Annotated in this window: 23 protein-coding genes and 1 tRNA gene; 15 read left to right on the plus strand and 9 right to left on the minus strand. The window is 73.3% G+C overall.

Translation table 11 applies throughout. The features are described 5' to 3' along the window. Positions 1–58: 58 nt before the first annotated feature. From ACWGJ2_RS29145 to ACWGJ2_RS29170, 6 genes are all read left to right on the plus strand, one after another. The gene (locus tag ACWGJ2_RS29145) at positions 59–940 is read left to right on the plus strand and encodes an NTP transferase domain-containing protein (RefSeq protein ID WP_453349274.1); all 882 of its coding nucleotides are present in this window, start codon (positions 59–61) and stop codon (positions 938–940) included. Then, positions 937–2,634, plus strand: a complete 1,698-nt coding sequence (locus ACWGJ2_RS29150) for a molybdopterin-binding protein (RefSeq protein ID WP_453349245.1) — start codon at positions 937–939, stop codon at positions 2,632–2,634. The genes ACWGJ2_RS29145 and ACWGJ2_RS29150 overlap by 4 nt, the downstream gene beginning before the upstream one ends. 13 nt (positions 2,635–2,647) lie before the next feature. After that, positions 2,648–3,838: a potassium channel family protein gene (locus ACWGJ2_RS29155; protein ID WP_453349246.1), complete on the plus strand. Its 1,191-nt coding sequence runs from the start codon at positions 2,648–2,650 to the stop codon at positions 3,836–3,838. A 147-nt stretch (positions 3,839–3,985) separates the two neighbouring features. Beyond that, positions 3,986–4,981 carry an NAD(P)H-quinone oxidoreductase gene (locus ACWGJ2_RS29160; RefSeq protein ID WP_453349275.1) on the plus strand — a complete coding sequence of 332 codons (996 nt, stop codon included), beginning with the start codon at positions 3,986–3,988 and terminating at the stop codon, positions 4,979–4,981. A gap of 121 nt (positions 4,982–5,102) precedes the next feature. After that, on the plus strand, positions 5,103–5,981 hold the full coding sequence (locus tag ACWGJ2_RS29165) for a hypothetical protein (RefSeq protein WP_453349247.1): 879 nt from the start codon (positions 5,103–5,105) through the stop codon (positions 5,979–5,981). Positions 5,982–6,047: 66 nt separating this feature from the next. Then, on the plus strand, positions 6,048–6,623 hold the full coding sequence (locus tag ACWGJ2_RS29170; RefSeq protein ID WP_453349248.1) for a bacterial proteasome activator family protein: 576 nt from the start codon (positions 6,048–6,050) through the stop codon (positions 6,621–6,623). 145 nt (positions 6,624–6,768) lie between these two features. On the opposite strand, the gene ACWGJ2_RS29175 is transcribed toward ACWGJ2_RS29170, so the two are convergent. The 3 genes from ACWGJ2_RS29175 to ACWGJ2_RS29185 form a co-directional block, all read right to left on the minus strand. Further along, positions 6,769–7,569, minus strand: coding sequence for a TrmH family RNA methyltransferase (locus ACWGJ2_RS29175; RefSeq protein ID WP_453349276.1), 801 nt, complete (start codon positions 7,567–7,569; stop codon positions 6,769–6,771). Between the two features lie 52 nt (positions 7,570–7,621). Continuing rightward, positions 7,622–8,899 carry an HTTM domain-containing protein gene (locus tag ACWGJ2_RS29180; RefSeq protein ID WP_453349277.1) on the minus strand — a complete coding sequence of 426 codons (1,278 nt, stop codon included), beginning with the start codon at positions 8,897–8,899 and terminating at the stop codon, positions 7,622–7,624. 209 nt (positions 8,900–9,108) lie between these two features. After that, positions 9,109–9,783, minus strand: a complete 675-nt coding sequence (locus tag ACWGJ2_RS29185) for a DUF5819 family protein (RefSeq protein WP_453349249.1) — start codon at positions 9,781–9,783, stop codon at positions 9,109–9,111. 188 nt (positions 9,784–9,971) lie between these two features. Here ACWGJ2_RS29185 and paaA point away from each other — a divergent pair, with 188 nt between their 5' ends. The 6 genes from paaA (at position 9,972) to ACWGJ2_RS29215 (ending at position 14,959) form a co-directional block, all read left to right on the plus strand. Further along, positions 9,972–10,973, plus strand: coding sequence for a 1,2-phenylacetyl-CoA epoxidase subunit PaaA (paaA, locus tag ACWGJ2_RS29190; protein ID WP_453349278.1), 1,002 nt, complete (start codon positions 9,972–9,974; stop codon positions 10,971–10,973). Next, the gene (gene paaB, locus ACWGJ2_RS29195) at positions 10,970–11,260 is read left to right on the plus strand and encodes a 1,2-phenylacetyl-CoA epoxidase subunit PaaB (RefSeq protein WP_453349250.1); all 291 of its coding nucleotides are present in this window, start codon (positions 10,970–10,972) and stop codon (positions 11,258–11,260) included. The genes paaA and paaB overlap by 4 nt, the downstream gene beginning before the upstream one ends. After that, entirely contained in the window at positions 11,257–12,048 is a 792-nt protein-coding gene (gene paaC, locus ACWGJ2_RS29200) for a 1,2-phenylacetyl-CoA epoxidase subunit PaaC (RefSeq protein ID WP_453349251.1), read from the plus strand. The genes paaB and paaC overlap by 4 nt, the downstream gene beginning before the upstream one ends. Further along, on the plus strand, positions 12,042–12,602 hold the full coding sequence (paaD, locus tag ACWGJ2_RS29205; RefSeq protein WP_453349252.1) for a 1,2-phenylacetyl-CoA epoxidase subunit PaaD: 561 nt from the start codon (positions 12,042–12,044) through the stop codon (positions 12,600–12,602). The genes paaC and paaD overlap by 7 nt, the downstream gene beginning before the upstream one ends. A gap of 9 nt (positions 12,603–12,611) precedes the next feature. Next, positions 12,612–13,721: a 2Fe-2S iron-sulfur cluster-binding protein gene (locus tag ACWGJ2_RS29210; protein ID WP_453349253.1), complete on the plus strand. Its 1,110-nt coding sequence runs from the start codon at positions 12,612–12,614 to the stop codon at positions 13,719–13,721. Positions 13,722–13,834: 113 nt separating this feature from the next. Continuing rightward, positions 13,835–14,959 (plus strand): acyl-CoA dehydrogenase family protein, encoded by a 1,125-nt coding sequence (locus tag ACWGJ2_RS29215; RefSeq protein WP_453349254.1) that lies wholly within the window; start codon positions 13,835–13,837, stop codon positions 14,957–14,959. A 24-nt stretch (positions 14,960–14,983) separates the two neighbouring features. Here the strand turns inward: ACWGJ2_RS29215 and ACWGJ2_RS29220 are convergent, their stop codons facing one another. The 4 genes from ACWGJ2_RS29220 to ACWGJ2_RS29235 form a co-directional block, all read right to left on the minus strand. Continuing rightward, positions 14,984–15,328: a rhodanese-like domain-containing protein gene (locus ACWGJ2_RS29220; protein WP_453349255.1), complete on the minus strand. Its 345-nt coding sequence runs from the start codon at positions 15,326–15,328 to the stop codon at positions 14,984–14,986. A 177-nt stretch (positions 15,329–15,505) separates the two neighbouring features. Continuing rightward, the gene (locus ACWGJ2_RS29225; RefSeq protein ID WP_453349256.1) at positions 15,506–16,537 is read right to left on the minus strand and encodes a J domain-containing protein; all 1,032 of its coding nucleotides are present in this window, start codon (positions 16,535–16,537) and stop codon (positions 15,506–15,508) included. Between the two features lie 25 nt (positions 16,538–16,562). After that, positions 16,563–18,032 carry a DUF2252 domain-containing protein gene (locus tag ACWGJ2_RS29230; RefSeq protein ID WP_453349257.1) on the minus strand — a complete coding sequence of 490 codons (1,470 nt, stop codon included), beginning with the start codon at positions 18,030–18,032 and terminating at the stop codon, positions 16,563–16,565. 110 nt (positions 18,033–18,142) lie between these two features. After that, positions 18,143–18,538 carry a winged helix-turn-helix transcriptional regulator gene (locus tag ACWGJ2_RS29235; RefSeq protein ID WP_453349258.1) on the minus strand — a complete coding sequence of 132 codons (396 nt, stop codon included), beginning with the start codon at positions 18,536–18,538 and terminating at the stop codon, positions 18,143–18,145. Positions 18,539–18,646: 108 nt separating this feature from the next. Here ACWGJ2_RS29235 and ACWGJ2_RS29240 point away from each other — a divergent pair, with 108 nt between their 5' ends. Continuing rightward, positions 18,647–19,303, plus strand: a complete 657-nt coding sequence (locus tag ACWGJ2_RS29240) for an FMN-dependent NADH-azoreductase (protein WP_453349259.1) — start codon at positions 18,647–18,649, stop codon at positions 19,301–19,303. A 117-nt stretch (positions 19,304–19,420) separates the two neighbouring features. Here the strand turns inward: ACWGJ2_RS29240 and ACWGJ2_RS29245 are convergent, their stop codons facing one another. Together ACWGJ2_RS29245 and ACWGJ2_RS29250 are read right to left on the minus strand one after the other, a co-directional pair. Next, complete coding sequence (locus tag ACWGJ2_RS29245; RefSeq protein ID WP_453349260.1) at positions 19,421–20,056, minus strand: TetR/AcrR family transcriptional regulator; 636 nt, start codon at positions 20,054–20,056, stop codon at positions 19,421–19,423. 155 nt (positions 20,057–20,211) lie between these two features. Then, a tRNA-Leu gene (locus tag ACWGJ2_RS29250) sits at positions 20,212–20,295 on the minus strand. A gap of 372 nt (positions 20,296–20,667) precedes the next feature. Between ACWGJ2_RS29250 and ACWGJ2_RS29255 the strand changes: the two genes are divergently transcribed. Further along, entirely contained in the window at positions 20,668–21,480 is an 813-nt protein-coding gene (locus ACWGJ2_RS29255; protein ID WP_453349261.1) for an FhaA domain-containing protein, read from the plus strand. 10 nt (positions 21,481–21,490) lie between these two features. Then, on the plus strand, positions 21,491–22,000 hold the full coding sequence (locus ACWGJ2_RS29260; protein ID WP_453349262.1) for an FHA domain-containing protein FhaB/FipA: 510 nt from the start codon (positions 21,491–21,493) through the stop codon (positions 21,998–22,000). The last annotated feature ends 21 nt before the right edge of the window (positions 22,001–22,021 follow it).

Raw genomic sequence — 22,021 nt, forward strand, 5'->3', positions numbered from 1 at the left:
CGTACCGGTTCCGAACGACGCACCCGGCCCGCACGGCACACGGGCCCCGTACGACGCGATCGTCCTCGCGGGCGGCGGTGCCCGCCGCCTCGGCGGCGCCGACAAGCCCGCGCTCACCGTCGGGGGCCGCTCCCTGCTGGACCGGGTGCTGTCGGCGTGCGCCGACGCCTCCGCCACCGTCGTCGTCGGGCCGCGCCGCCCCACCCACCGCCCCGTCACCTGGGTCCGCGAGGACCCGCCGGGCGGCGGCCCGCTCGCCGCGCTGGACGCCGGTCTGCGCCGCACGACGGCGGCGACGGTGCTCGTCCTCTCCGCCGATCTGCCCTTCCTCCGCGTCCCGACGGTGCGGGCGCTCCTGGACGCCGGGTCCGGGGACGCGTACGAGGGTGCCGTCGTCAACGACGGGCGCGACCAACCCCTCCTCGCCGCCTATCGCGCGGAGCCGCTGCGCCGTGAACTGGCCCTGCTCCAGACCGAGTACGGGCGGCTCGGCAACCTGCCCTTGCGGCTTCTCCTCCCGGAGCTGAGACTTCGGCGCATCACCGCGTCCGACGCTCTCGACTGCGACACCTGGGACGACATCGCCGCCGCGAGAGCCCGTATCAGGGAGCATGGCACCGTGCTGGACGAATGGACTTCCGCAGTCAAGAGCGAACTCGGCATCGATCACCTCGATGTGGACACCGCTGCCCTTCTCGACCTCGCGCGCGACGCCGCGCACAACGTGGCGCGCCCCGCCGCGCCCCTGACCACCTTCCTCGTGGGATACGCGGCGGCGGCGAAGGGGGGCTCCCCCGAGGACGTCGCCGAAGCGGCCCGCAAGGCGGCGGCGCTGGCGCTGCGCTGGGCGGAGGAAGAATCCGCCGGAGCAGCGGACGAGGCAGAAGACGGGGGAGCGGCGGGCGACGGCAAGACGAAGGGTGCGGACGACGGACGATGAGCGGCGCGGACGAGCTGGACGAGGCAATCGCACTGGCCAACTACCGGGGTGACGGGCAGCAGCCGCCGCCCCCACAGCGAGGAGCGACGACGCCTCCGACGACGTCCGACGAGCTGGACGGGCTGGACGGACTGGACGGGCTCGGCGTGCTCAGGAACAGCGGCCCCTCCCATGGCTCCGCCTCGGGCCCAGCGCCCGACCGGCGCCCCGGCGAGCCCCCGGAACGGGCCACGCCCTCCCCGTCCTCGTCCCGCCCCGGAACCGGAACCGGAGGTGGAACCCGAACCGGAACCGGGAACGCCGCACCGGCCCAGCCCGCCGAACCCCCGCAGCACAGCCCCCGCACCCAGCCGCCCCACCAGCACGCAGAGCCCACGACCTGGCACGAGGCCCACGCCCTGGCGGCCCGCACGGGCGCGCCCCTCGGCACGGTCACGCTCCCCCTCGACCGCGCGCTGCACCACACGCTCGCGGCACCCGTGACGGCGCTGACCGATCTGCCGTCGTTCGACACCTCGGCGATGGACGGCTGGGCCGTATCGGGCCCCGGCCCATGGGAGTTGACGCACCTCCCCGACGCGCCGGGCACGACGCGCACAGGGACACATACCGGGGCGAGCGGCGCGCGCCAGGCCGCCACGCCCGGCCTGGGCATCCTCGCCGGCGACCGGCGCGAACCGCCCCCGCTCGCCGACGGCCACGCCATCCGCATCGCGACCGGCGCCCGCATCCCGCCGGGCGCGAGCGCCGTGCTCCGCTCCGAGTACGGCGAGACCGTCGGCGGCCGGCTGCGTACCCAGCGACCGCCGCAGCCCGGCACCGACATCCGCCCGCGCGGCCAGGAGTGCCGCTCCGGCGACACGCTGCTGCCCCCCGGCACCCCGCTGACCCCTCCGGCGCTGGGCCTCTCGGCCGCCGCGGGCTACGACGAACTGGCCGTCGTACGCCGCCCCCGGGCCGAAGTGCTGGTGCTGGGCGACGAGTTGCTGCACCGGGGACTGCCCCGTGACGGCCGCATCCGGGACGCGCTCGGCCCGATGGTGGGCCCCTGGCTCGCCGCGCTCGGCGCCGAGGTGCTGGTGACGCGGCGGCTGGGCGACGACGCGGAGGCGCTGCACGAGGCGGTGGCCACGACCACGGCCGACCTCGTCGTGACGACGGGCGGCACCGCCTCGGGCCCCGTCGACCACCTCCACCCCACACTGGAGCGCGTGGGGGCGCGGCTCCTGATCGACGGCGTACGCGTGCGCCCCGGGCACCCCATGCTGCTGGCCCGGCTGCCGGGCGGACAGCACCTCGTCGGCCTGCCGGGCAACCCCCTGGCCGCGCTGTCCGGCCTGGTCACGCTGGCCGCGCCCCTGGTACGCACCCTCGCCGGACGCCCGCACGAACGGAACCGCAACCGGGACCGGGACCGGAACCAGGGACGAGGCCGGGACCGGAACCAGGAACGGGACCACGGCCACGCCCCGGAGGAGATCCGCGCGCCCCTGTCCGAGGAGGTGCACGGTCACCCCCGCGACACCCGGCTCGTCCCGGTCGCGTACTCTCCGGCGGAGTCCCTCGCCCGCCCCCTGCACTACACCGGACCCGCCATGCTCCGCGGCATCGCGACCGCCAACGCCCTCGCCGTCGTCCCACCCGGAGGCGCAACACCGGGCACGGACGTACAGCTTCTGACGCTCCCCTGGTGAGGACCACAGACACGTGAACGACCAGCACCGCGTCCTGCTGCCCCGGCCCGAGATCAGTCCCCTTCGACAGGTGACCCGCAGGCTGCTTGCGGCCTTCGGCGTCCTGTGGGCGACCGTGCTCCTCGTCTACCTGGAGCGCGAGGAGTACAACGACAACGCCGACGGCCACGTCTCGTTCCTGGACTGCGTCTACTACACGACCGTCACGCTCTCCACGACCGGCTACGGCGACATCGCGCCCGTCGGGGACACCGCGCGGCTCGTCAACATCCTGCTCATCACGCCGCTGCGCGTGATCTTCCTGATCATCCTCATCGGCACCACGCTCGAAGCGCTCACGGACCGTACCCGCGAGCAGTGGCGCCAGTCCCGCTGGAGGTCCCAGTTGCGCGACCACACCGTCGTCGTCGGCTTCGGTACGAAGGGCCGCTCGGCGACACAGACGCTGCTGTCGACGGGCGTGCCCAGGAACCAGATCGTGGTCGTCGACCCCAACCACCATGTGGTCAAGGCGGCCAACGACGAGGGCTACGCGAGCGTCCTGGGCGACGCGACCCGCAGCGAGGTGCTCGGCCGCGCCGAGGTGCGGCGCGCCAAGCAGATCGTCATCGCCGCGCAGCGCGACGACACGGCGGTCCTCGTCACCCTCACGGCCCGTCAGCTCAACGCCCGACTGAAGATCGTCGTGGCGGTGCGCGAGGAGGAGAACGCGCCGCTGCTACGGCAGTCGGGCGCCGACTCCGTGATCACCAGCGCCAGCGCGGCGGGACGCCTGCTGGGCCTCTCGGTCCTGAGCCCCAACGCCAGCTCCGTCATGGAGGACCTGATCCAGCAGGGCACGGGGCTCAGCCTCAACGAACGCCCCGTCACCAAGGCCGAGGTCGGCCGCTCGCCGCGCGAGTGCGACGACCTGGTGGTCACCGTCGTCCGCGGGCACCGGCTGCTCGGCTTCGACGACCCGGCGGCCGACCCGCTGGAGCCCACCGACCGGATAGTCGTCATCCACCGCTCCCCTGCCCCGCACCCCGGCGGCCCCGGAGCGGGCAGCGGACCCGGTACGGGGCCCATCGCCACGTCGGGCGGCGGCGCGGCGGACCGACGAGGCGGGGCGACGGACCGGCGCGGCGGCGCAGCGGACCGGCGCGACGGGATCGCCGACCGGCGAGGCGGCCCCACCGACCGACGCGGCGGGCCCACGGACTGACGCGACGGGGCGGGCACCGGACCGACGCGACGGGCCGACGGGGCGATGGGGCCGACGGAACGACCCGGCGGGCGGGCGACCGGCCGGGAGGGCACGGGCCGGAGTAGCGTCGGTCCCATGGGTAACTCCACTTCCACCGATGCCACGATGCACGCGGTCACCGTCCCCGAGCCCGGCGGCCCCGAGGCGCTGGTCTGGGCCGAGGTCCCGGCCCCCGAGCCCGGCGAGGGCGAGGTACTGATCGAGGTCGCGGCCAGCGCCGTCAACCGCGCCGACCTCCTCCAGCGCCAGGGCTTCTACGACCCGCCGCCCGGCGCCTCCCCGTACCCCGGTCTGGAGTGCGCGGGCCGGATCGCGGCGCTCGGCCCCGGCGTTTCCGGCTGGTCCGTCGGCGACGAGGTGTGCGCGCTGCTGGGCGGCGGCGGCTACGCCGAGCAGGTCGTCGTGCAGTCGGGGCAACTGCTTCCCGTGCCCGAGGGGCTGGACGTCCGCACGGCCGCGGCGCTGCCCGAGGTCACCTGCACGGTCTGGTCGAACGTCTTCATGGTCTCCCACCTGCGCCCCGGCGAGACGCTGCTGATCCACGGCGGCGCCAGCGGCATCGGCACCATGGCGATCCAGCTCGCCAAGGCCGTGGGTGCGCGGGTCGCGGTCACGGCGGGCAGCCAGGAGAAGCTGGAGCGCTGCGCCGAGCTGGGCGCCGACATCCTGATCAACTACCGCGAGCAGGACTTCGTCGAAGCGCTGCACGCGGCGACGGACGGCTACGGCGCCGACGTCATCCTCGACATCATCGGCGCCAAGTACCTGGACCAGAACGTCAAGGCGCTCGCGGTGAACGGCCGTCTCGCGATCATCGGCCTCCAGGGCGGCGCCAAGGGCGAGCTGAACCTCGGAGCCCTGCTCGGCAAGCGGGGCGCGGTCACGGCGACCTCACTGCGCGGGCGGCCCGCAGCCGAGAAGTCGGCCATCGTGGCGGCGGTGCGCGAGCACGTGTGGCCGCTGCTGGCCGACGGCCGCGTGCGGCCCGTGGTGGAGCGCGAGCTGCCGATGAGCGACGCGGCTGAGGCGCACCGGGCGCTCGACGCGGGGGACCACGTCGGCAAGATCCTGCTGACGACCGGGGAGCCGCACGAGCGGTAACCCACAGGGGCCTGGAGGGAACCTGGGGGAGCCTGAAGAGCCCTGCCCGAAATGCCGGTTCCGTCCCGTCGTGTGACGCTGGTTACACCGAGGGACGATCCGGCTCGGGGAGGACTCAGTCGTGAGGCAGTCGCAGCGCAGCCACATAACGGTCACCCTTGTCGCCTGCCTCGCGGCAGCCCTCCCCGCCCCCCTCGCGACCGCAGCCGAGGCGGCGCCGGGGGCGCCAGGTGCGGCGCACGCCGCGCGGAACGCTCCCGGCAAGGGCGCGGAGGCGACGTCCGGTACGGGCAGCCGCGCGAGCAGGAGCCCCGGCGCCGGTCCCCTCGTCCACGGCAGGGAGCCGGGCCCCGTCCCCGACCCGGACGTCCCCGACGTCCCGGACAGCGACACGGGCACCGGCACAGGCCCGGACGGGGACGGCCCGTCCTCCCCCGGTCAGAACGGCCAGAGCGGCCAGAGCACGCCCGGGCGGACCGCCCCTGGCGAGACCTCGCCGGACGAGACGGACGCCTCCCAGGACGAGGACGGCGGCCAGGGCCCCTCCGGCAGGGAGCCCTCGGACAGCGACAGCGGAGACGGGGACGAGGGCGGGGACGGGGACGGGGACGAAAGCGATGGCGGGCGCGGTGACCAGGGCGGCGAGTCGGTACCCGTGGCGCCGCGTCCGCCCGCACAGCCGCGCACCCCGGACGAAGCCCAGGGGCGGGACCAGGGCCAGGGGCAGGGGCAGCCGCAGGGCGACGGGACGACGGGACCGTCCCGTACGGAGAAGCCCTCCGGCGAGGGCACGCGCAGGCCCGCTCCCCGCGACTCCGACCAGGCCGTCGGCAACCATGACCTCTACGAGCCCGACCGCCGCGAACCGCGCCCCGAGGGCTCCGTCGAGGCCGCACCCGCAGCGCGCGAGCAGATACTTCCGGTACTGCCGCTGGGCGCCGGGCTGGCCTCGATGGGCCTGGGCCTCGCCTTCCTGGCACTGCGGCTGCGGCGTCGCTGAGAACGGACCCCGGAGAGGACGGACTCGTCGGCCGTGGAGGTCGGGAGTGCGTGCAGAATGGGGGGTATGACACAGCCGAGCAACGAACGGTCGCAGGAGAGCCCCCAGGTCCTGGTCGTCGGACCAGACGGGATGGCTCTCGGCAGCACTGCCCCCAAGGGTGGTGACAGTGATGGCGATGAGCAGGCTGAGGTCCCCGTGACGGAGATGGTCGAACAGCCGGCGAAGGTCATGCGCATCGGAAGCATGATCAAGCAGCTACTGGAAGAAGTGAAGTCCGCGCCTCTCGACGAGGCGAGCCGGGTCAGGCTCAAGGAGATCCACACCAGCTCCATCAAGGAGCTGGAGGACGGTCTCGCTCCGGAGCTGATCGAGGAGCTGGAGCGGCTGTCGCTCCCGTTCACCGACGGTTCCGTGCCGACGGACGCCGAGCTGCGCATCGCGCAGGCCCAGCTCGTCGGCTGGCTGGAGGGCCTGTTCCACGGCATCCAGACGGCCCTGTTCGCGCAGCAGATGGCGGCGCGGGCGCAGTTGGAGCAGATGCGCAGGGCACTGCCTCCCGGCACTCTTCCCGAGGACGGCGGCTCCGGCGTCGAGGACCTCGCGGGCCGCCAGACCCGCTCGGGCGGCCCGTACCTCTGAGGCGGCCCGGCCCCGGCGCGGTGACGCGAGAAGCGGAAACGAGAAGAGCCCGTGCGGCCGTCTCCCAGCAGGGCGGCAGCGCGGGCTCTCGCGCGTCGTCGTGCCGCTGCCCGCTCCCGCACTGCCGCTGAGGCGGTGAGAGGGGCTACGGACGCGTACCGGGGGAGGCGGAGCGCCCGGGTACCGGGGCCGCCATCCAGTGGTAGAGGGTCATCGCGACGCTGGTCGCGAGGTTGTAGCTGGAAACCAGGGGCCGCATGGGGAGCGCGACGAGGTGGTCCGCGCGTTCCCGCAGCTCGGGCGAGAGCCCGTGCCGCTCCGAGCCGAAGGCGATCAGCGCGTCGTCGGGGAGGGCGAGGGAGCGGATGTCCTGGCCCTCCGGGTCGAGCGCGTAGAGCGGCCCGGACGGCAGGCCGTCGGCCTCGCACCGCTCCACGGCCGTGGCGAAGTGCAGCCCCGCGCTCGCCCTGACCACGTTCGGGTGCCAGGGGTCCACGGACCCCGTCGTGAACACCCCGGACGCGCCCGCGCCCGCCGCCAGCCGGATCACGGCGCCGATGTTGCCCAGGTGACGGGGGTTGTCGAGCACGACGAGCGGGGCGGTACGGGCGGCTGGGGCGGCACGGGTCCCGGGGTCGTCCCGCTCGGCCAGCGCGACGACGCCCGTCGGATGGACGCGGGGCACCAGGGCGCGCAGGGTGCGCGGGGAGACCTGGGTCAGCAGCTCGTCCAGGGTCGCCGTCAGGTCCGGGGCCAGTTCCCCGGCGAGCCGGAGCACGGCCGTCCGGTCCTCCGTCAGCGCGAGGGGGACGCGGGCGCCGAAGCGCAGCGCGTGCTTGAGCGCGTGGAAGCCGTCCAGCAGCACGCAGCCCGCACCGCCCTCGCCGCCCTCGGCTCCTTTGGCGCGTTCGCGCCACAGCCGTACCGCGGCGTCCTCATCGGTGATCACGACGCCAGCGTACGGCGACGGTGACCCGCTCAGCGCCCGGCCATCGGCGTCAGCGGGTGAAGCTGAGGGACGACGGTTCCGTCCCCTGCCCCGTCCCCCGGCCCTGGGAGCCCGTGCCGTCCCGCGCGCCGTCACCGCCGTCACCGTCGCCGCCGTCCCCCGCACGGCCGCCACCGGGCCCCTCGCCCGTGTCCCGGCTGCCGGACCGCCCCTTGCCGCGCAGCCGCCCGGTGAGCCCCGAGGCGCGGGCGCCGAGCCACAGCAGGGCGCCCGTCGGCAGGAACACGGCGTCGGCGGCGACCATCGCCAGCGAGAAGAACGGCAGCCCCAGGAGCACCGCGATGCTGAGGTGCTCCGTGATCATGGCGGCGAGCAGCACGTTCTTGACCCGGCGGTTGAAGAGCGTGAAGGGGAAGGCGACCTGGACGATGACCGTGCCGTAGGTGATCAGCAGGATCATGGTGCCGCTGCCCGCGAGGATCTGGTTCAGCTCGGGCCAGGGCGAGAAGTAGTCCAGGTGCATCGGGTAGTAGACGGCGGTGCCGTCCTGCCAGCGCGAACCCTGGATCTTGTACCAGCCCGCCGTCGCGTAGATCAGGCAGACCTCGACGACGATGACCAGCAGGGCGCCGTTGTGCGCGAGGTTCGCGACGATGTCGCAGACGCGCCGCGCCTCGCTGCCCGGCGCGAGGCGGCCCAGCACCCACCAGGCGCCGTAGACCGCCCACAGGGCCCAGAAGAACAGGCCCCAGCCGATGCTGAAGCCGCCCGAGACGGTGGCCCCGATCAGACACACGCCCAGCACCGACCACAGCACGACGCCGACCGTGTCCGCGCCCCCTGTTCCCTCTTCCGCGTTCTGGCGACGGCGGCGGCGCGCGTCCAGGGACCAGACCTGCCCGCACCGGGTGAGGACGAGGTACATCGACATCAGATGGATGACGTTGTCGCCGCCGTCCCCCATGAAGACGCTGCGGTTCTGGAGGGCCAGCACGCCGATCATGAAGAGGACGGAGGCCGTACGCGTACGCCAGCCGATCAGCAGGGCGACGCTGGAGGCGATGGCGCAGAGGTAGACGAACTCGAACCAGCCGTCGCCGTCCGACCAGAGCAGCACGGTGAAGGCGTGGTTGGACTCGACGAGCCGCTGCGCCAGGTCCCAGCTCCACGGCCCTTCGGGCCCGTACAGCTCGTGCCGGTGCGGCCACTCGCGGAGCAGGAAGAAGAGCCAGGTGGCGGCGAAGCCGATGCGCACGACGGCGGTCTGGTACGGGGCGAGCGCGCTCCCCGTCACCCGGGCGAGCCCGCGCCCGAGCGCCTTCTCCAGGCGCGTGGGCGGAAGGGGCGGCGGGGCTGACGGCTTCGTCGCGACGTCCCCGTGGCCGTTGCCGGCCCCGTCGCTGTTCCCGGCGACGGGGCCGTCAGCACCGCGGCGGTCCCCGCCCTGGTCCGGAACCGTGCCCTGGACGTGGTCCGGAACCCGGCCCCCGGCATTGCCGCTCCGCTCGGTCTCCCCGGGCCTCTCGTTCTCCCCGCTCACTTGCCGCCACCCCCCGGGATGTCCTCGCTGGCGACCGGCCACCAGGGCTTCACCTGGTAGTCGGTCTTGTTGTCCGTCTTCTCGGCGCTCCACGGCGGCGGCGCGACGGGCGTCACCGCCGAGCGGACCTGGATGCCCTCTACCGTGCCGCCGTTCAGCTCGGTACCGAAGCGCCCCATCACGATGCGCTTGATGTACTTCTCCGACAGCTCACCGCGCAGGCCCACGGGCTTGCCCTTGCCGTCGTGCGAGTTGTTGAAGAACTCCCAGGCGCGGCGCAGTTCGTTCTGCTGCGTGTGGCTGGGGGCGATGTTGTGGTGGATGGCCGCGCCGTCCATGGCGGTCAGGTTGACCCAGCCGGTGGTCTCCGTGCCCCCGTCCTTGGCGATACGGGCGCGCGCGTGGACGGCGATGTTCTGCTGGAGCGGGTTGGGAGCGAAGAGCTTCCAGTTCTGCTCGAACTCCGGATAGACGTAGTCGTCGACTGCCTGGCCGTGCTGCCGCGTGGCCGTGTTCTCCGGTGCGACGTGCAGGAAGACCATCAAAATGTGGTAGGCGACCGTGACCGCGACGACCGCCACGGCTATCGCCACGATGACGCGGCCCGGCACGGAGAGCGCGGCGACTCCGGCCCCGCCCGCCCCCGGCGCCTGGTGCTCTTCTGGCTCCATGCCCTCCCTGCTCCCCATGCTCATGACTGGCCAGTACGCCTCAGAGGTTATTCGAGCCTTGACACCCTATGGGCCAACAGCACACCATTGAACCGAACGATCGGTCGGTAGGGAATGGTCGGGAGCCGCGGTGGAGCGCGAGTGAGATCGCGAGCAAGGGGGTCGGCATGACGTCGGGCATGACATCGATGCTGCTCGAAGAGGACTCCGGTGACGCCGGAGCGCAGGAGGAGTTCGAGGCCGCCTTCGAGGCCGCGGTGGCGGCGGACGAGCGGATCGAGCCCCGTGACTGGATGCCGGACGCCTACCGCGCCACGCTCGTCCGCCAGATGGCCCAGCACGCGCACTCGGAAATCATCGGCATGCAGCCCGAGGCCAACTGGATCACGCGGGCGCCCTCCCTGCGCCGCAAGGCCATCCTGATGGCCAAGGTCCAGGACGAGGCGGGCCACGGCCTGTATCTCTACAGCGCGGCGGAGACCCTGGGCACCGGGCGCGACGAACTGCTGGACAAGCTGCACTCCGGGCGCCAGAAGTATTCGTCCATCTTCAACTACCCCACCCTGACCTGGGCCGATGTCGGCGCGATCGGCTGGCTGGTGGACGGCGCCGCGATCACCAACCAGGTCCCGCTGTGCCGCTGCTCCTACGGCCCGTACGCACGCGCGATGGTCCGTATCTGCAAGGAGGAGTCCTTCCACCAGCGCCAGGGGTACGAGCTGCTGCTCGCCCTCAGCCGCGGCACCGAGGCCCAGCACGCGATGGCCCAGGACGCGGTGGACCGCTGGTGGTGGCCCTCGCTGATGATGTTCGGGCCGCCGGACGAGGAGTCGGCGCACAGCTCCCGCTCCATGGCCTGGAAGATCAAGCGGCACTCGAACGACGAGCTGCGCCAGCGCTTCGTGGACATCTGCGTCCCCCAGGCCGAGGCGCTGGGGCTCACCCTCCCCGATCCCGAGCTGCGCTGGAACGAGGAGCGGGGCCACTGGGACTTCGGCCCCATCGACTGGTCGGAGTTCCACGCGGTGCTCAAGGGCAACGGCCCCTGCAACGAACAGCGGATCTCGCAGCGCCGCCGCGCCCACGAAGAGGGCGCCTGGGTCCGCGAGGCGGCAGCGGCGTACGCGGCCAAGCACAGCGGTGACGGCGGGGGCGACGCCGAGGGCGCGCGGAAGGAGACGGTGGCATGACGGCGCAGTCGGAGTGGCCCCTGTGGGAGGTCTTCGTCCGCAGCAGGCGCGGCCTCTCGCACACGCACGCGGGAAGCCTGCACGCCCCGGACGCGGAGATGGCCCTGCGCAACGCCCGCGATCTCTACACGCGCCGCTCCGAGGGCGTCTCGATCTGGGTCGTCCCCTCCCGGCATGTCACGGCCTCGTCGCCGGACGAGAAGGACCCCTTCTTCGAGCCCTCGGCGGACAAGCCGTACCGCCATCCCACCTTCTACGAGGTGCCGGAGGGGGTGAAGAACCTGTGACCGCTCCCGGAACGCACACCACGACGGACGCCGAGACGGACACCACGACGGACACCCGCGCCGAGACCGGGGGCGAGACCGGGTACGGCGTCGGGCCCGTGGCCACGCTCGCCCTCGCCGATGACGCGCTCGTCCTCTCCCACCGCCTGGGGGAGTGGGCCGGACACGCTCCGGTCCTGGAGGAGGAGGTGGCCCTGGCGAACATCGCCCTCGATCTGCTGGGCCAGGCCCGCGTGCTGTACGCGGAGCTGGGGGACGAGGACGAGCTGGCGTATCTCCGCGAGGAACGCGCCTTCCGCAACTGCCAGTTGGCCGAGCAGCCGAACGGCGACTTCGCCCGCACCATCGCGCGGCAGCTCCTGTTCTCCACGTATCAGGAGCTGCTGTACGCCCGGCTCGCCGAGCACGGCCACCCCCTGGCCGCCAAGGCGGTCAGCGAAGTGGCGTATCACCGCGATCACGCCGAGCACTGGACCCTGCGGCTCGGCGACGGCACGCCGGAGAGCCACGCGCGGATGCAGAGCGCGGTGGACGGGCTGTGGCGGTTCACGGGGGAGCTGTTCCAGCCCGTCGAAGGGCTGGACGTCGAGCTGTCCGCGCTGGAGCGCGCCTGGCAGGAGCGGATCGCGTCCACGCTGACCGCCGCCACCCTCACCGTCCCGGAAGGCCCGCGGCACGGCGCCTGGACGGCGGGCGCGGGACGGCAGGGCGTGCACACGGAGTCCTTCGGGCGGATGCTCGCCGAGATGCAGCACCTGCACCGCAGCCACCCGGGGGCGTCATGGTGACCACCCACGCCACCCCCTCGTCCCCCGCGACCGCGCCCGCCTCGCCCGCGAGCAGCGCCCCGGACCTCCGGGAACTCCGCGCGCTCGCCGGTTCCGTCCCCGATCCGGAGCTGCCCGCGGTCACCCTGGCCGAGCTGGGCGTCCTGCGGGACGTACGGGAAACGGCGCCGGGCCGGGTGACGGTCACCCTCACGCCGACGTACACCGGCTGCCCCGCCATCGAGACCATGGCCGCCGACGTCGAGCGGGTGCTGCGGGAACACGGCGTCCCGGAGGTCAGCGTGCGCACCGTGCTCTCGCCGCCCTGGTCGACGGACGACATCTCGGCCGAAGGGCGCCGCAAACTCGCCGAGTTCGGCGTCGCCCCACCACGCTGCGGCACCGGGACAGGCACACGCACCGGGGGCCCCGTTCCGCTCAGCCTCGCCATCCGCTGCCCCCACTGCGGCTCCACGGAGACCACCCTCCTGAGCCGCTTCTCCTCCACCGCCTGCAAGGCACTGCGGCGCTGCGAGTCCTGCCAGGAGCCGTTCGACCACTTCAAGGAGGTGTGAGCGAGCGCCATGAGCACCTTCCACCCCCTCCGGGTCACCTCGGTCGAGCGGCTCACGGACGACGCGGTCGCCGTCACCCTCGCCGTCCCCGCCCCGCTGCGCACGGCCTTCCGCTCCTCCCCCGGCCAGCACATCGCGCTGCGCCGCCGCGACGGCGAAGGACGCGAGATCCGGCGTACGTACTCGCTCTGCGGCCCCGCGCGGGAGGCGCCCGAGGAGCTGCGCATCGGTATCAGGGGCGTCGCGGGCGGCGAGTTCTCCACGTACGCGGTCAAGGAACTGGCCGTCGGCGATGTGGTCGAGGCGCTGCCGCCCAGCGGCCGGTTCATCCTCGAACCCCGTCCTGGGCGGTTCGCCGCCGTCGTCGGGGGGAGCGGCATTACGCCCGTGCTCTCCATCGCCACCACCCTGCTGGAGCGGGAGCCCGAGGCACGGTTCTGTCTGATACGCAGCGACCGCTCGGCGGCCTCCACGATGTTCCTGGAGGACGTGGCCGATCTCAAGGACCGCTTCCCCGGCCGCTTCCAGCTCGTCACGGCACTCTCCCGCGAGGAGCAGCAGGCCGGGCTCCCCACGGGCCGCCTGGACGAGCGGCGGCTGACGTCGCTGCTGCCCGCGCTCGTGCCCGTGGACGAGGTCGACGGCTGGTATCTGTGCGGCCCGCTCGGCCTGGTCGAGGGCGCCTCACGCGCGCTGCGCGGGCTGAACGTGCCGCGCGCCCGTATCCACCAGGAGATCTTCCACGCCGAGGAGATACCCGCGACCGCGCCCGCCTCCGGCTCCGGCTCCGGCTCCGGCTCCGGCTCCGGCTCCGCGACGGAATCCGCCGCGCGCGACCGGGCGGCGGCCACCGTGCTGGCGACTCTCGACGGCCGCTCGGGCACCTGGCCCATGGACGACGGCGAATCGGTCCTGGAAACGGTGCTGCGCAACCGCGCCGACGCCCCGTACGCGTGCAAGGGCGGAGTGTGCGGGACCTGCCGGGTCCGGCTGGTGTCCGGCGAGGTCCGCATGGACCGCAACTACGCGCTGGAGCCCGAGGAACTGGACGCGGGCTATGTGCTGGCCTGCCAGTCGCATCCGCTCACCCCCGCCGTCGAGGTGGACTTCGACGCCTGACACTCCTACCCTGCCTCACACCTGACGACCCGTCAGGAATGCCGGGCCAGTAGCACGCCGACGCCGACGTCAGTACGCCGACGTCGCGACGCGACCGGAGGGGCGGACGGACAGTGGACTTCACCTTCACCGAAGAAGAGCGGGCGGCCTCGGAGGCGGCCGTGGCGGTCTTCGCCAAGGTCGTACCTGACAGTGTGCCCAGCCCCTCCCTCACCGGGGGCGCCGTCGCCGAGGACTTCGACCGCGCGCTGTGGCGGCGGCTGGCCGGTTCCGATCTGCTCAGCCTGGTCGTCGCGCCGGAACACGGCGGCGCGGGCCTCGGCCCCGTCGCCCTGTGCCTCGTCCTGCGCGAGGCGGGCAGGGTGCTGGCCCGCGTCCCGCTGCTGGAGACCGCAGCGGCGGCCCTCACCCTCCAGACGTACGGCACCCCGGAACTCCAGCGGGCCCGCCTCCCCCTGATCGGCAGGGGCGAGCTGGCGGTCAGCGTCGCCGCGAGCGGCCGTACGGGACACGAGGCCGCCGCCCTCGCCGTCACCGCGACCCGCCCCACGCCCGCGTCGGACCCGTCAGAGCCCTGGCTGCTCGACGGGGTCCAGACCGCCGTTCCCTGGGCGCAGACGGCCGATCTCGTGCTCGTGCCCGCGCACACCGCCGAGGGCCGCACCCTGCTCGCCCTCGTCGACCCCGCAGGGCAGGGCGTGACCCTGGCCGAGCAGATCTCCACCACCGGCGAGCGCTACGCCGAACTGCGGCTCGACGCGGCCCCCGTGCGTCCGCTCGACGTCATCGAGGCCGAGGGCGCCGCCGAGCACCTCCACCGGCTCATGGCCACCGGCACCTGTGCGCTCGCGCTGGGCCTCGGCGAGCGCGTGCTGGCCATGACCAGCGCCTACGCGGGCGAGCGCGAGCAGTTCGGCCACCCCATCGCGACGTTCCAGGCCGTCGCGGTCCAGGCCGCCGACCGCTACATCGACCTCCGCGCCATGGAGGCCACACTCTGGCAGGCGGCGTGGCGGCTCGATCCCACGGATGTGGCCGTCGCCAAGATCTGGGCCGCCGAGGGCGTGCGGCGCGTCGTCCAGACAGCCCAGCACCTGCACGGCGGCTTCGGCGCCGACACCGACTATCCGCTGCACCGATTCCACGCCTGGGCCAAGCAGCTCGAACTCTCCCTCGGCCCTGCCGCGGCCCATGAAGAAGCCCTCGGCGACCTCCTCGCCGCCCACCAGCCCGACTGACTCCGGCTCACAGCACGTACGAACTCACAGCACGTACGGAGGCTCCCCGCCGTCCGCGACCATCGGGCGCCCCGCCGCGTCCCAGGCCAGCATGCCGCCGTCCACGTTCACCGCGTCCATGCCCTGCTGGATCAGGTACTGCGCCACCTGCGCCGAGCGACCGCCGACGCGGCAGACCACGTACACCCGCTCACCGTCGCCCACCCGCTCGGTCAGCTCACCGGACCGGGCGACGAAGTCGCTCATGGGGATGTGCAGCGCGCCCTCGGCGTGCCCCGCCGCCCACTCGTCGTTCTCCCGGACGTCCAGCAACAGCCCTTCAGCGGGCACCGATGCCGCCTCCACCTGGGGCAACTGACCGAAGTGCATGACGTATTGCCTCTCTCGACCCGCGCACGGCTCTTCGCCACGGGTCAGTTCGCTCTGTTCCCTGCTGACTGGTCCCTGCCGACCGGCGGACGGCCTCTTTCCAGCCCGTCCCGTCCCGGCCCGGCTCGACCCGCCCGCCTGCCCGGAACGGTTCCTTCCGTCCCGTTCCCCGTCGGCTCAGCCCTGCCCGGGTTCCGACCGGCCGGACTGTTCTTTCTGCCCGGACCGCTCCGGCCCCTGCCGCGGTTCCCCCTCCGCCCCCGCCTGCTGCTCCAGCAGCCGGGCCAGCTCCGCCTCGCGCTCCTCGACCTGCGCGAGCAGTTGCTCGGCGATCTCGTCCAGCAGCCGGTCGGGATCGTCCGGCGCCATCCGCAGCATCGCGCCGATGGCGCTCTCCTCCAGGCTGGTGACCATGTCGGCCAGCATGTCCTTGCGCTGGGCCAGCCACTCCAGGCGCGCGTACAGCTCCTCGCTGCGGCTGACCCGCTCCTCCTCCGGCTCGCGCGGCCCCGACTCCCACTCCTCCAGGAGTACGGCGAGTTCCTGCGTGTCACCGTCCGCGTAAGCCCTGTTGACGCGTACGAGGAAGGCTTCGCGGCGCTCCCGCTCCGCCTCGTCCTGGGCGAGGTCGGGGTGCGCACGGCGCACGAGGTCGCGGTACGCCTTGCGCGCCTCCTCGCTCGGGCGGACCCGCGGCGGGGGCTGGACGCTCTGCTCGTTGAGCATCGCCGTCGCCTCGGGGGGCATGCCCTCGGAGTCGATCCAGCCGTGGAACAGCTCCTCGACGGCGGGCATCGGCAGCACGGCACCGCGCGCCGCCTCCGCCCTGCGCACGTCCTCGGGGTCCCCCGTACGGGCCGCGACCGCCTCGGCGATCCGCGCGTCCAGCTCGTCGAGCCGCGCGTACATCGGCCCGAGGCGCTGGTGGTGCAGGCGGGAGAAGTTCTCCACCTCGACCCGGAAGGTCTCCACCGCGATCTCGTACTCGATCAGCGCGGTCTCCGCCGTCCGCACGGCCCGCTCCAGCCGCTCCGTCCCCCCGTCCTGGGGCTGCGTCGGGGACTGGGGCCGCTCCTGGCCCTGGCCCGGGTCTTGGCCCTGGCCCGGGTCCTGGGCCTCGCCTGAATCCTGGCCCCGGGCCTGTGCCTGGCCGGGGCCCTGGCTCCGGCCGTCGTCGTGGGCCTGCTCCGCCTCCGGGTTCGCGTTCATCACGCCCACCCTACGGAAGGGAGCCTCACACTCCCAGTTCGGCCGCCAGCCTGCCGCTCCGTACCGCCTTGACCAGCTCGCCGTGGTCCGCCTCCGTACGGTCCGCGTAGGCCACGGCGAAGGAGCCGACCGCCTCGTCCAGCGCCTCGCCCTTCCCGCAGTACCCGGCGACGGCGCGCGGGTCGGCGCTGTGGGAGTGGGCGCGGGCGAGCAGCGCGCCGGTCATCCGCGCGTAGTCGTCCACCTGGTCGGCGGCGAGCGCGGCGGGATCGACACTGCCCTTGCGGTTGCGGAACTGCCGCACCTGGTACGGGCGCCCCTCCACGCTCGTCCACCCCAGCAGGATGTCCGAGACGACCTGCATGCGCTTCTGGCCGAGCACGACCCGGCGCCCCTCGTGCGGGGCCCGGGGCGCGGCGAAGCCAGCGGCGGCCAGCGCGGGAGCCAGCGCCGTGGCGCGGGCCTCCTTGACCTGGAGCACCAGCGGCTCGCCCCTGTGGTCGAGCAGCAGCACGACGTACGAGCGCGTCCCCACGCTCCCCGTCCCGACGACGCGGAAGGCGACGTCGTGGATCGCGTACCGCTCCAGCAGCGGCAGCCTGTCCTCGGGCAGCGTCGCCAGATACCCGTCTCCGACGCCACCTCCGCCCCGGCCGAGCGCGGAGGCCACGGCCGCCGCCTCCGCGTCCGGGACACGGCGCAGCACGGGCGGCGCGTCGACGAAGCAGCGTGCGCCGTCGTCCAGGAGGCGGGTGGACCTGGCGGCGTAGCGGGCGCTGGTGTTGCGCCGCGCCTTCTCGCCGACCCGCTCCAGCGTGCCCAGCAGATCGCGCGCGTCGGTGTGCGAGACCAGTTCCTCGTCGGCGATGGCGTTCCACGCCTCGGCAGCCGGCATCCGCGCCAGCAGCCGCATGGTGCGGCGGTACGCGCCCACCGCGTCCCGCGCCGCGCCCGCGCACACGTCCTCGTCGGCCCCCGCCTCGCGCCCGGCGAGCACGAGCGAGGCCGCCAGCCGTTTGAGGTCCCACTCCCAGGGGCCGACGGCGGTCTCGTCGAAGTCGTTCAGATCGATGACGAGGCCGCCCCGCGCGTCCCCGTAGAGCCCGAAGTTGGCGGCGTGCGCGTCGCCGCAGAGCTGCGCTCCGATGCCGGTCGCCGGGGTGCCGTGCGCCAGGTCGTACGCCATCAGCCCGGCGGAGCCGCGCAGGAAGGCGAAGGGGGTGGCGGCCATCCGGCCCACCCTGATCGGCGTCAGGGCCGGGAGCCGTCCCGCGTTGGACGCCTCGACGGCGGCGACGGCGCCCGGGCGGCCCGGCGCGACCGTGAACCCGGAGTGCTCGGCACGGGGTACGGAGTCGCGCAGCGCCTTGCCGGCGCGCTTCGGCGACTCGGCGGGCGGCGGCCACGCGGCGAAGCCCGCCACCGGCGGGATACGCGCACTGCCCCGGCCGGCGTCCGGCGCACCGTCCACGTCGCCCGTTCCCGTCGTCCCCATACCGAGCCCTCCCCTGACCTGCCGGGCGGGGCGGGGAAACGTCCAGCACCCCGCCCCGTCCGGCCACCGCTTGTCCGGGGGACGACGCTACTCGCGGAGCCGCCGGGCCGTCAGCCCCGGAACTCCTCGGGGCAGCGGGCGCCGTCGGCGGCGAGGTGCGCGTCCGCCCAGCGGGTCAGCTCGACCATCGCGGGCTTGAGCGCCTCGCCCGCGTCCGTCAGGCGGTAGCTGACGCGCAGCGGGGGCCCGTCCTCGACGGTCCGCACGACGAGGCCCAGCGAGGCCAGCTCCGTCAGTCGGTCCGAGAGCATGCGCTCGCTGATGCCCGGCACGGCCCTGCGCAGCTCGGCGAAGCCCCCGGGACCGTTCATGAGCGCGGCGATGATCAGCCCGGTCCAGCGCTTGCCCAGCAGATGGAAGACGCGCGTGATCCCCGATTCCGGCTCGGTGCACGCCGACACCGGTGCCGGGGGGACCTCCTGCGCCTGTTCCCGAAGCTCTGCCATGCCCCCAGCGTACTGCGTCCGGACAAGGGGATGCAGAAAAGTAAGTGCCTGTGTTATCAATAGTGGCGTACGGAAGTTAACTCACTTACTCCAAGGCAGGACTCCCTCATGGCCACGCTGCTGCACATCGACTCGTCCGTCTGGCCCCAGGCCGCCTCCGCCTCCCGCGACGTCGCCGCGTCCTTCCGCGCGGCATGGGAGGCCCAGCACCCCGACGGCACCGTCGTCTACCGCGATCTGGCCGCGAACCCGCTGCCGCACCTGGACGGCGTCGGCGCCGCCGCTGGCTTCGCCTCCCCCGACGAGCACACCCCCGAGCAGGCCGCCGCCTTCGCCCTGCGCGACGAGCTGGCCCGCGAGCTGGAGCAGGCCGACGCGGTCCTCATCGGCGCCCCGATGTACAACTTCACGATCCCCTCGACCCTGAAGGCATGGCTCGACCAGGTGATCCTCATGGGCCGCACCGCGGGCGGCGAGTCCCCCTCGGCCGCGGGCACGCCCACCACCGTCGTGGCCAGCCGGGGCGGCGGCTACGGCCCGGGCACGCCCCGCGAGAGCTACGAGTTCGCGCAGAGCTACCTGGCCAAGGTCCTCGGCGACATGCTGAAGCTGGACGTGGAGTTCATCGTTCCGGAGCTGACGCTGGCCCCGAGCACCCCGGGCATGGAGGAACTGATCGAGCTGTCCGAGCAGTCCCGCGCCAAGGCCCACGAGGACGCGGCGGCCAGGGCCAAGACCCTCGCGGCGCGCGTCGCGGCGGCCTGAGCGCACCGCCACATGGCGTGAGCGGCCCGCGCGCACCCTCAGCGCGGACCCACGCAGCCCGCGCGGCACCTCGGCACCGGGCCCGCGCGCACCCTCAGCGCGGGCCCGCGCCGCGTCTCAGCGCCGGGCCCGCGCCGCGTTCAGCTCCCGCATGGCGCCGTCCAGTTGCTCCCGCGTGAGCGGCGGCCCCGGAAGTTCGCGGGCGCCCTCGCCGCGCAGCCCGTCGAGCAGCAGCGCCAGCTGGCGGCGCCAGGACCCGGGCGCCACGGCCTCGGCGGCCGGGACGGCCCGGCCCAGCGCGGCCAGCGCGAAGAGGAGGTCGGCGACCCCGAGGTCCCCGCGCACGGCGCCCGCGCCACGGCAGCGGTCGATCAGCAGGCCCAGCGTCTCGGCGTTGTGCGCGTGCAGCGCCTCCAGCGTCGGGACGCCCTCGATGCCCGTCGTCATCAGGTCGTTCGCGCCCCGGTCGTGGGCCAGCCCCTCGAAGACGCGCTCCAGATAGCCGGTGAGCCCGGCCCACGGGTCCTCGGACCGCCGGGCCTCCTCGCCGTGCGCCATGGTCGCGGCGAGCGCTTCGCGGAAGACCTCCTCGATGAGCGCTCCCCGGTCGGGGAAGCGCCGGTACAGGGTGGCGTTGCCGACCCCGGCCCGCCGGGCGATCACGTCCAGGGGCGCCTCGACGCCCTGCTCCGCGTACACCTCGCGGGCAGCCGCCAGCACCAGTTCCCTGTTCCGCCACGCGTCCCTTCGCACGCCCGCACCGTAGCGCGGGCCGACGCCAGGGGCCGCACGCGCGCGAAAGCGCGGAAGCGGAACCCCAACCGGAACCCGCAGCCCCGGCCCCCCGGAGCCCGTACCGCACACGAAGAAGCCCCGCAGGTCCGAGACCTGCGGGGCTTTCCTTCTTGTGCGCGAGGGGGGAGTTGAACCCCCACGTCCTTTCGGACACTGGAACCTGAATCCAGCGCGTCTGCCTATTCCGCCACCCGCGCATTGGGTGTGTCGTGGGCCCGTCGCGGCGCCCTGCCGACATCCAGAAGATTAGCACGCTGGAAGGGGTGCGCTCACATCCGTTTGTTCGGTCGCGGGCAACGGGGGCACTCCCACCCGTAGGAGCCCGTGGAGAGCGGAGCCGCACCGCTCTGCGAGACACTGGCCACAGGAGCCCTACGATCCATGCAAGGCTGTGACGACGGCCTCAAGGTGTGAGAGGTGACACTCGAGCACCGGGTCCCAGCGGGGAACCAGCCGTTTCCCCCGCGCGTGGATACGATCAGTAAGCAGTACCGGAAAGCAGCATGCGCGTGCCCAGGCGACACTGGGAGGCGCACTAGAGCCGAGGGCATCTGGGAAGGAGGTGCACCGTGGGAGTAATGAAGCGCTTCGAGCAGCGACTCGAAGGTCTCGTGAACGGCACCTTCGCGAAGGTGTTCAAGTCCGAGGTGCAACCCGTGGAGATCGCGGGTGCCCTCCAGCGCGAGTGCGACAACAACGCGACGATCTGGAACCGCGAGCGGACCGTCGTGCCGAACGACTTCATCGTCGAGCTGAGCGCGCCGGACTACGAACGCCTGAGCCCGTACTCCGGACAGCTCGGCGACGAGCTGTCCGGGATGGTCCGCGATTACGCCAAGCAGCAGCGCTACACCTTCATGGGTCCCATCAAGGTCCACCTGGAGAAGGCGGACGACCTGGACACGGGTCTCTACCGCGTGCGCAGCCGCACTCTGGCGTCCAGCACCTCTCAACCGCAGCGGAGCGGCGCTCCGGGTGGCGGAGGACAGCAGGCGGCGGGCGGATATCCGCCCCGCCCCGCTTCCGCGCCGCCCATGCCCGCCTCGTCGCCCTCGCCGCCCGGCTACGCGCCGGGCGCGGGCGGCCCGCTGCCGCACGCCGAGACCCGCCGCTGGATCGAGATCAACGGCAACCGCCACCAGATCTCGAAGCCGACGCTGGTCCTGGGCCGCAGCACCGAGGCCGACGTGCGCGTGGACGATCCGGGAGTCTCCCGGCGCCACTGCGAGATCCGGGCGGGGGACCCGGCGACCATCCAGGATCTGGGCTCGACGAACGGCATCGTGGTAGACGGGCAGCACACCACCCGCGCTACGCTCCGCGACGGCTCACGCATCGTCGTGGGCAGCACGACGATCATTTACCGGCAAGCCGAAGGGTGAAGCGGGGGCAATGTCAGAGCTGACCCTGACGGTCATGCGGTTGGGTTTTCTCGCCGTACTGTGGCTGTTCGTCATCGTGGCCGTGCAGGTCATCAGGAGCGACCTGTTCGGTACGCGCGTGACCCAGCGCGCCGCGCGCCGCAACGAAGGACAACGTCCGCAGCAGCGCCAGCAGCCGCAGCGGCAACAGCAGCAGAGCGGCCGTCGCGGGCGCGGCGGCCGTAACACCCCCACCAAGCTCGTGGTGAGCGAGGGCTCCCTCACCGGCACCACGGTCGCCCTCCAGGGGCAGACCATCACCCTGGGCCGGGCTCACGACTCCACGATCGTGCTGGACGACGACTACGCGTCCAGCCGCCATGCCAGGATCTACCCGGACCGTGACGGCCAGTGGATCGTCGAGGACCTCGGGTCGACCAACGGCACGTACCTTGAGCGGACCCGGCTGACCACACCGACGCCGATCCCGCCCGGAGCGCCGATCCGTATCGGCAAGACGGTCATCGAGCTGCGGAAGTAGTTACAGACATGACGACCGGAG

It is taken from the genome of Streptomyces sp. NPDC054796, from assembly GCF_053611545.1.

What these genes read in the sequence shown, in the direction of transcription:
- ACWGJ2_RS29170 (WP_453349248.1), top strand. Translation starts at nt 6,048, where the DNA reads ATGACACAGCCGAGCAACGAACGGTCGCAGGAGAGCCCCCAGGTCCTG.
- ACWGJ2_RS29160 (WP_453349275.1), top strand. Translation starts at nt 3,986, where the DNA reads ATGCACGCGGTCACCGTCCCCGAGCCCGGCGGCCCCGAGGCGCTGGTC.
- paaB (WP_453349250.1), top strand. Translation starts at nt 10,970, where the DNA reads ATGACGGCGCAGTCGGAGTGGCCCCTGTGGGAGGTCTTCGTCCGCAGC.
- ACWGJ2_RS29210 (WP_453349253.1), top strand. Translation starts at nt 12,612, where the DNA reads ATGAGCACCTTCCACCCCCTCCGGGTCACCTCGGTCGAGCGGCTCACG.
- ACWGJ2_RS29230 (WP_453349257.1), bottom strand. Translation starts at nt 18,032, where the DNA reads ATGGGGACGACGGGAACGGGCGACGTGGACGGTGCGCCGGACGCCGGC.
- ACWGJ2_RS29150 (WP_453349245.1), top strand. Translation starts at nt 937, where the DNA reads ATGAGCGGCGCGGACGAGCTGGACGAGGCAATCGCACTGGCCAACTAC.
- paaA (WP_453349278.1), top strand. Translation starts at nt 9,972, where the DNA reads ATGCTGCTCGAAGAGGACTCCGGTGACGCCGGAGCGCAGGAGGAGTTC.
- ACWGJ2_RS29225 (WP_453349256.1), bottom strand. Translation starts at nt 16,537, where the DNA reads ATGAACGCGAACCCGGAGGCGGAGCAGGCCCACGACGACGGCCGGAGC.
- ACWGJ2_RS29185 (WP_453349249.1), bottom strand. Translation starts at nt 9,783, where the DNA reads ATGGAGCCAGAAGAGCACCAGGCGCCGGGGGCGGGCGGGGCCGGAGTC.
- paaD (WP_453349252.1), top strand. Translation starts at nt 12,042, where the DNA reads ATGGTGACCACCCACGCCACCCCCTCGTCCCCCGCGACCGCGCCCGCC.
- ACWGJ2_RS29240 (WP_453349259.1), top strand. Translation starts at nt 18,647, where the DNA reads ATGGCCACGCTGCTGCACATCGACTCGTCCGTCTGGCCCCAGGCCGCC.
- ACWGJ2_RS29220 (WP_453349255.1), bottom strand. Translation starts at nt 15,328, where the DNA reads ATGCACTTCGGTCAGTTGCCCCAGGTGGAGGCGGCATCGGTGCCCGCT.
- ACWGJ2_RS29260 (WP_453349262.1), top strand. Translation starts at nt 21,491, where the DNA reads ATGTCAGAGCTGACCCTGACGGTCATGCGGTTGGGTTTTCTCGCCGTA.
- ACWGJ2_RS29235 (WP_453349258.1), bottom strand. Translation starts at nt 18,538, where the DNA reads ATGGCAGAGCTTCGGGAACAGGCGCAGGAGGTCCCCCCGGCACCGGTG.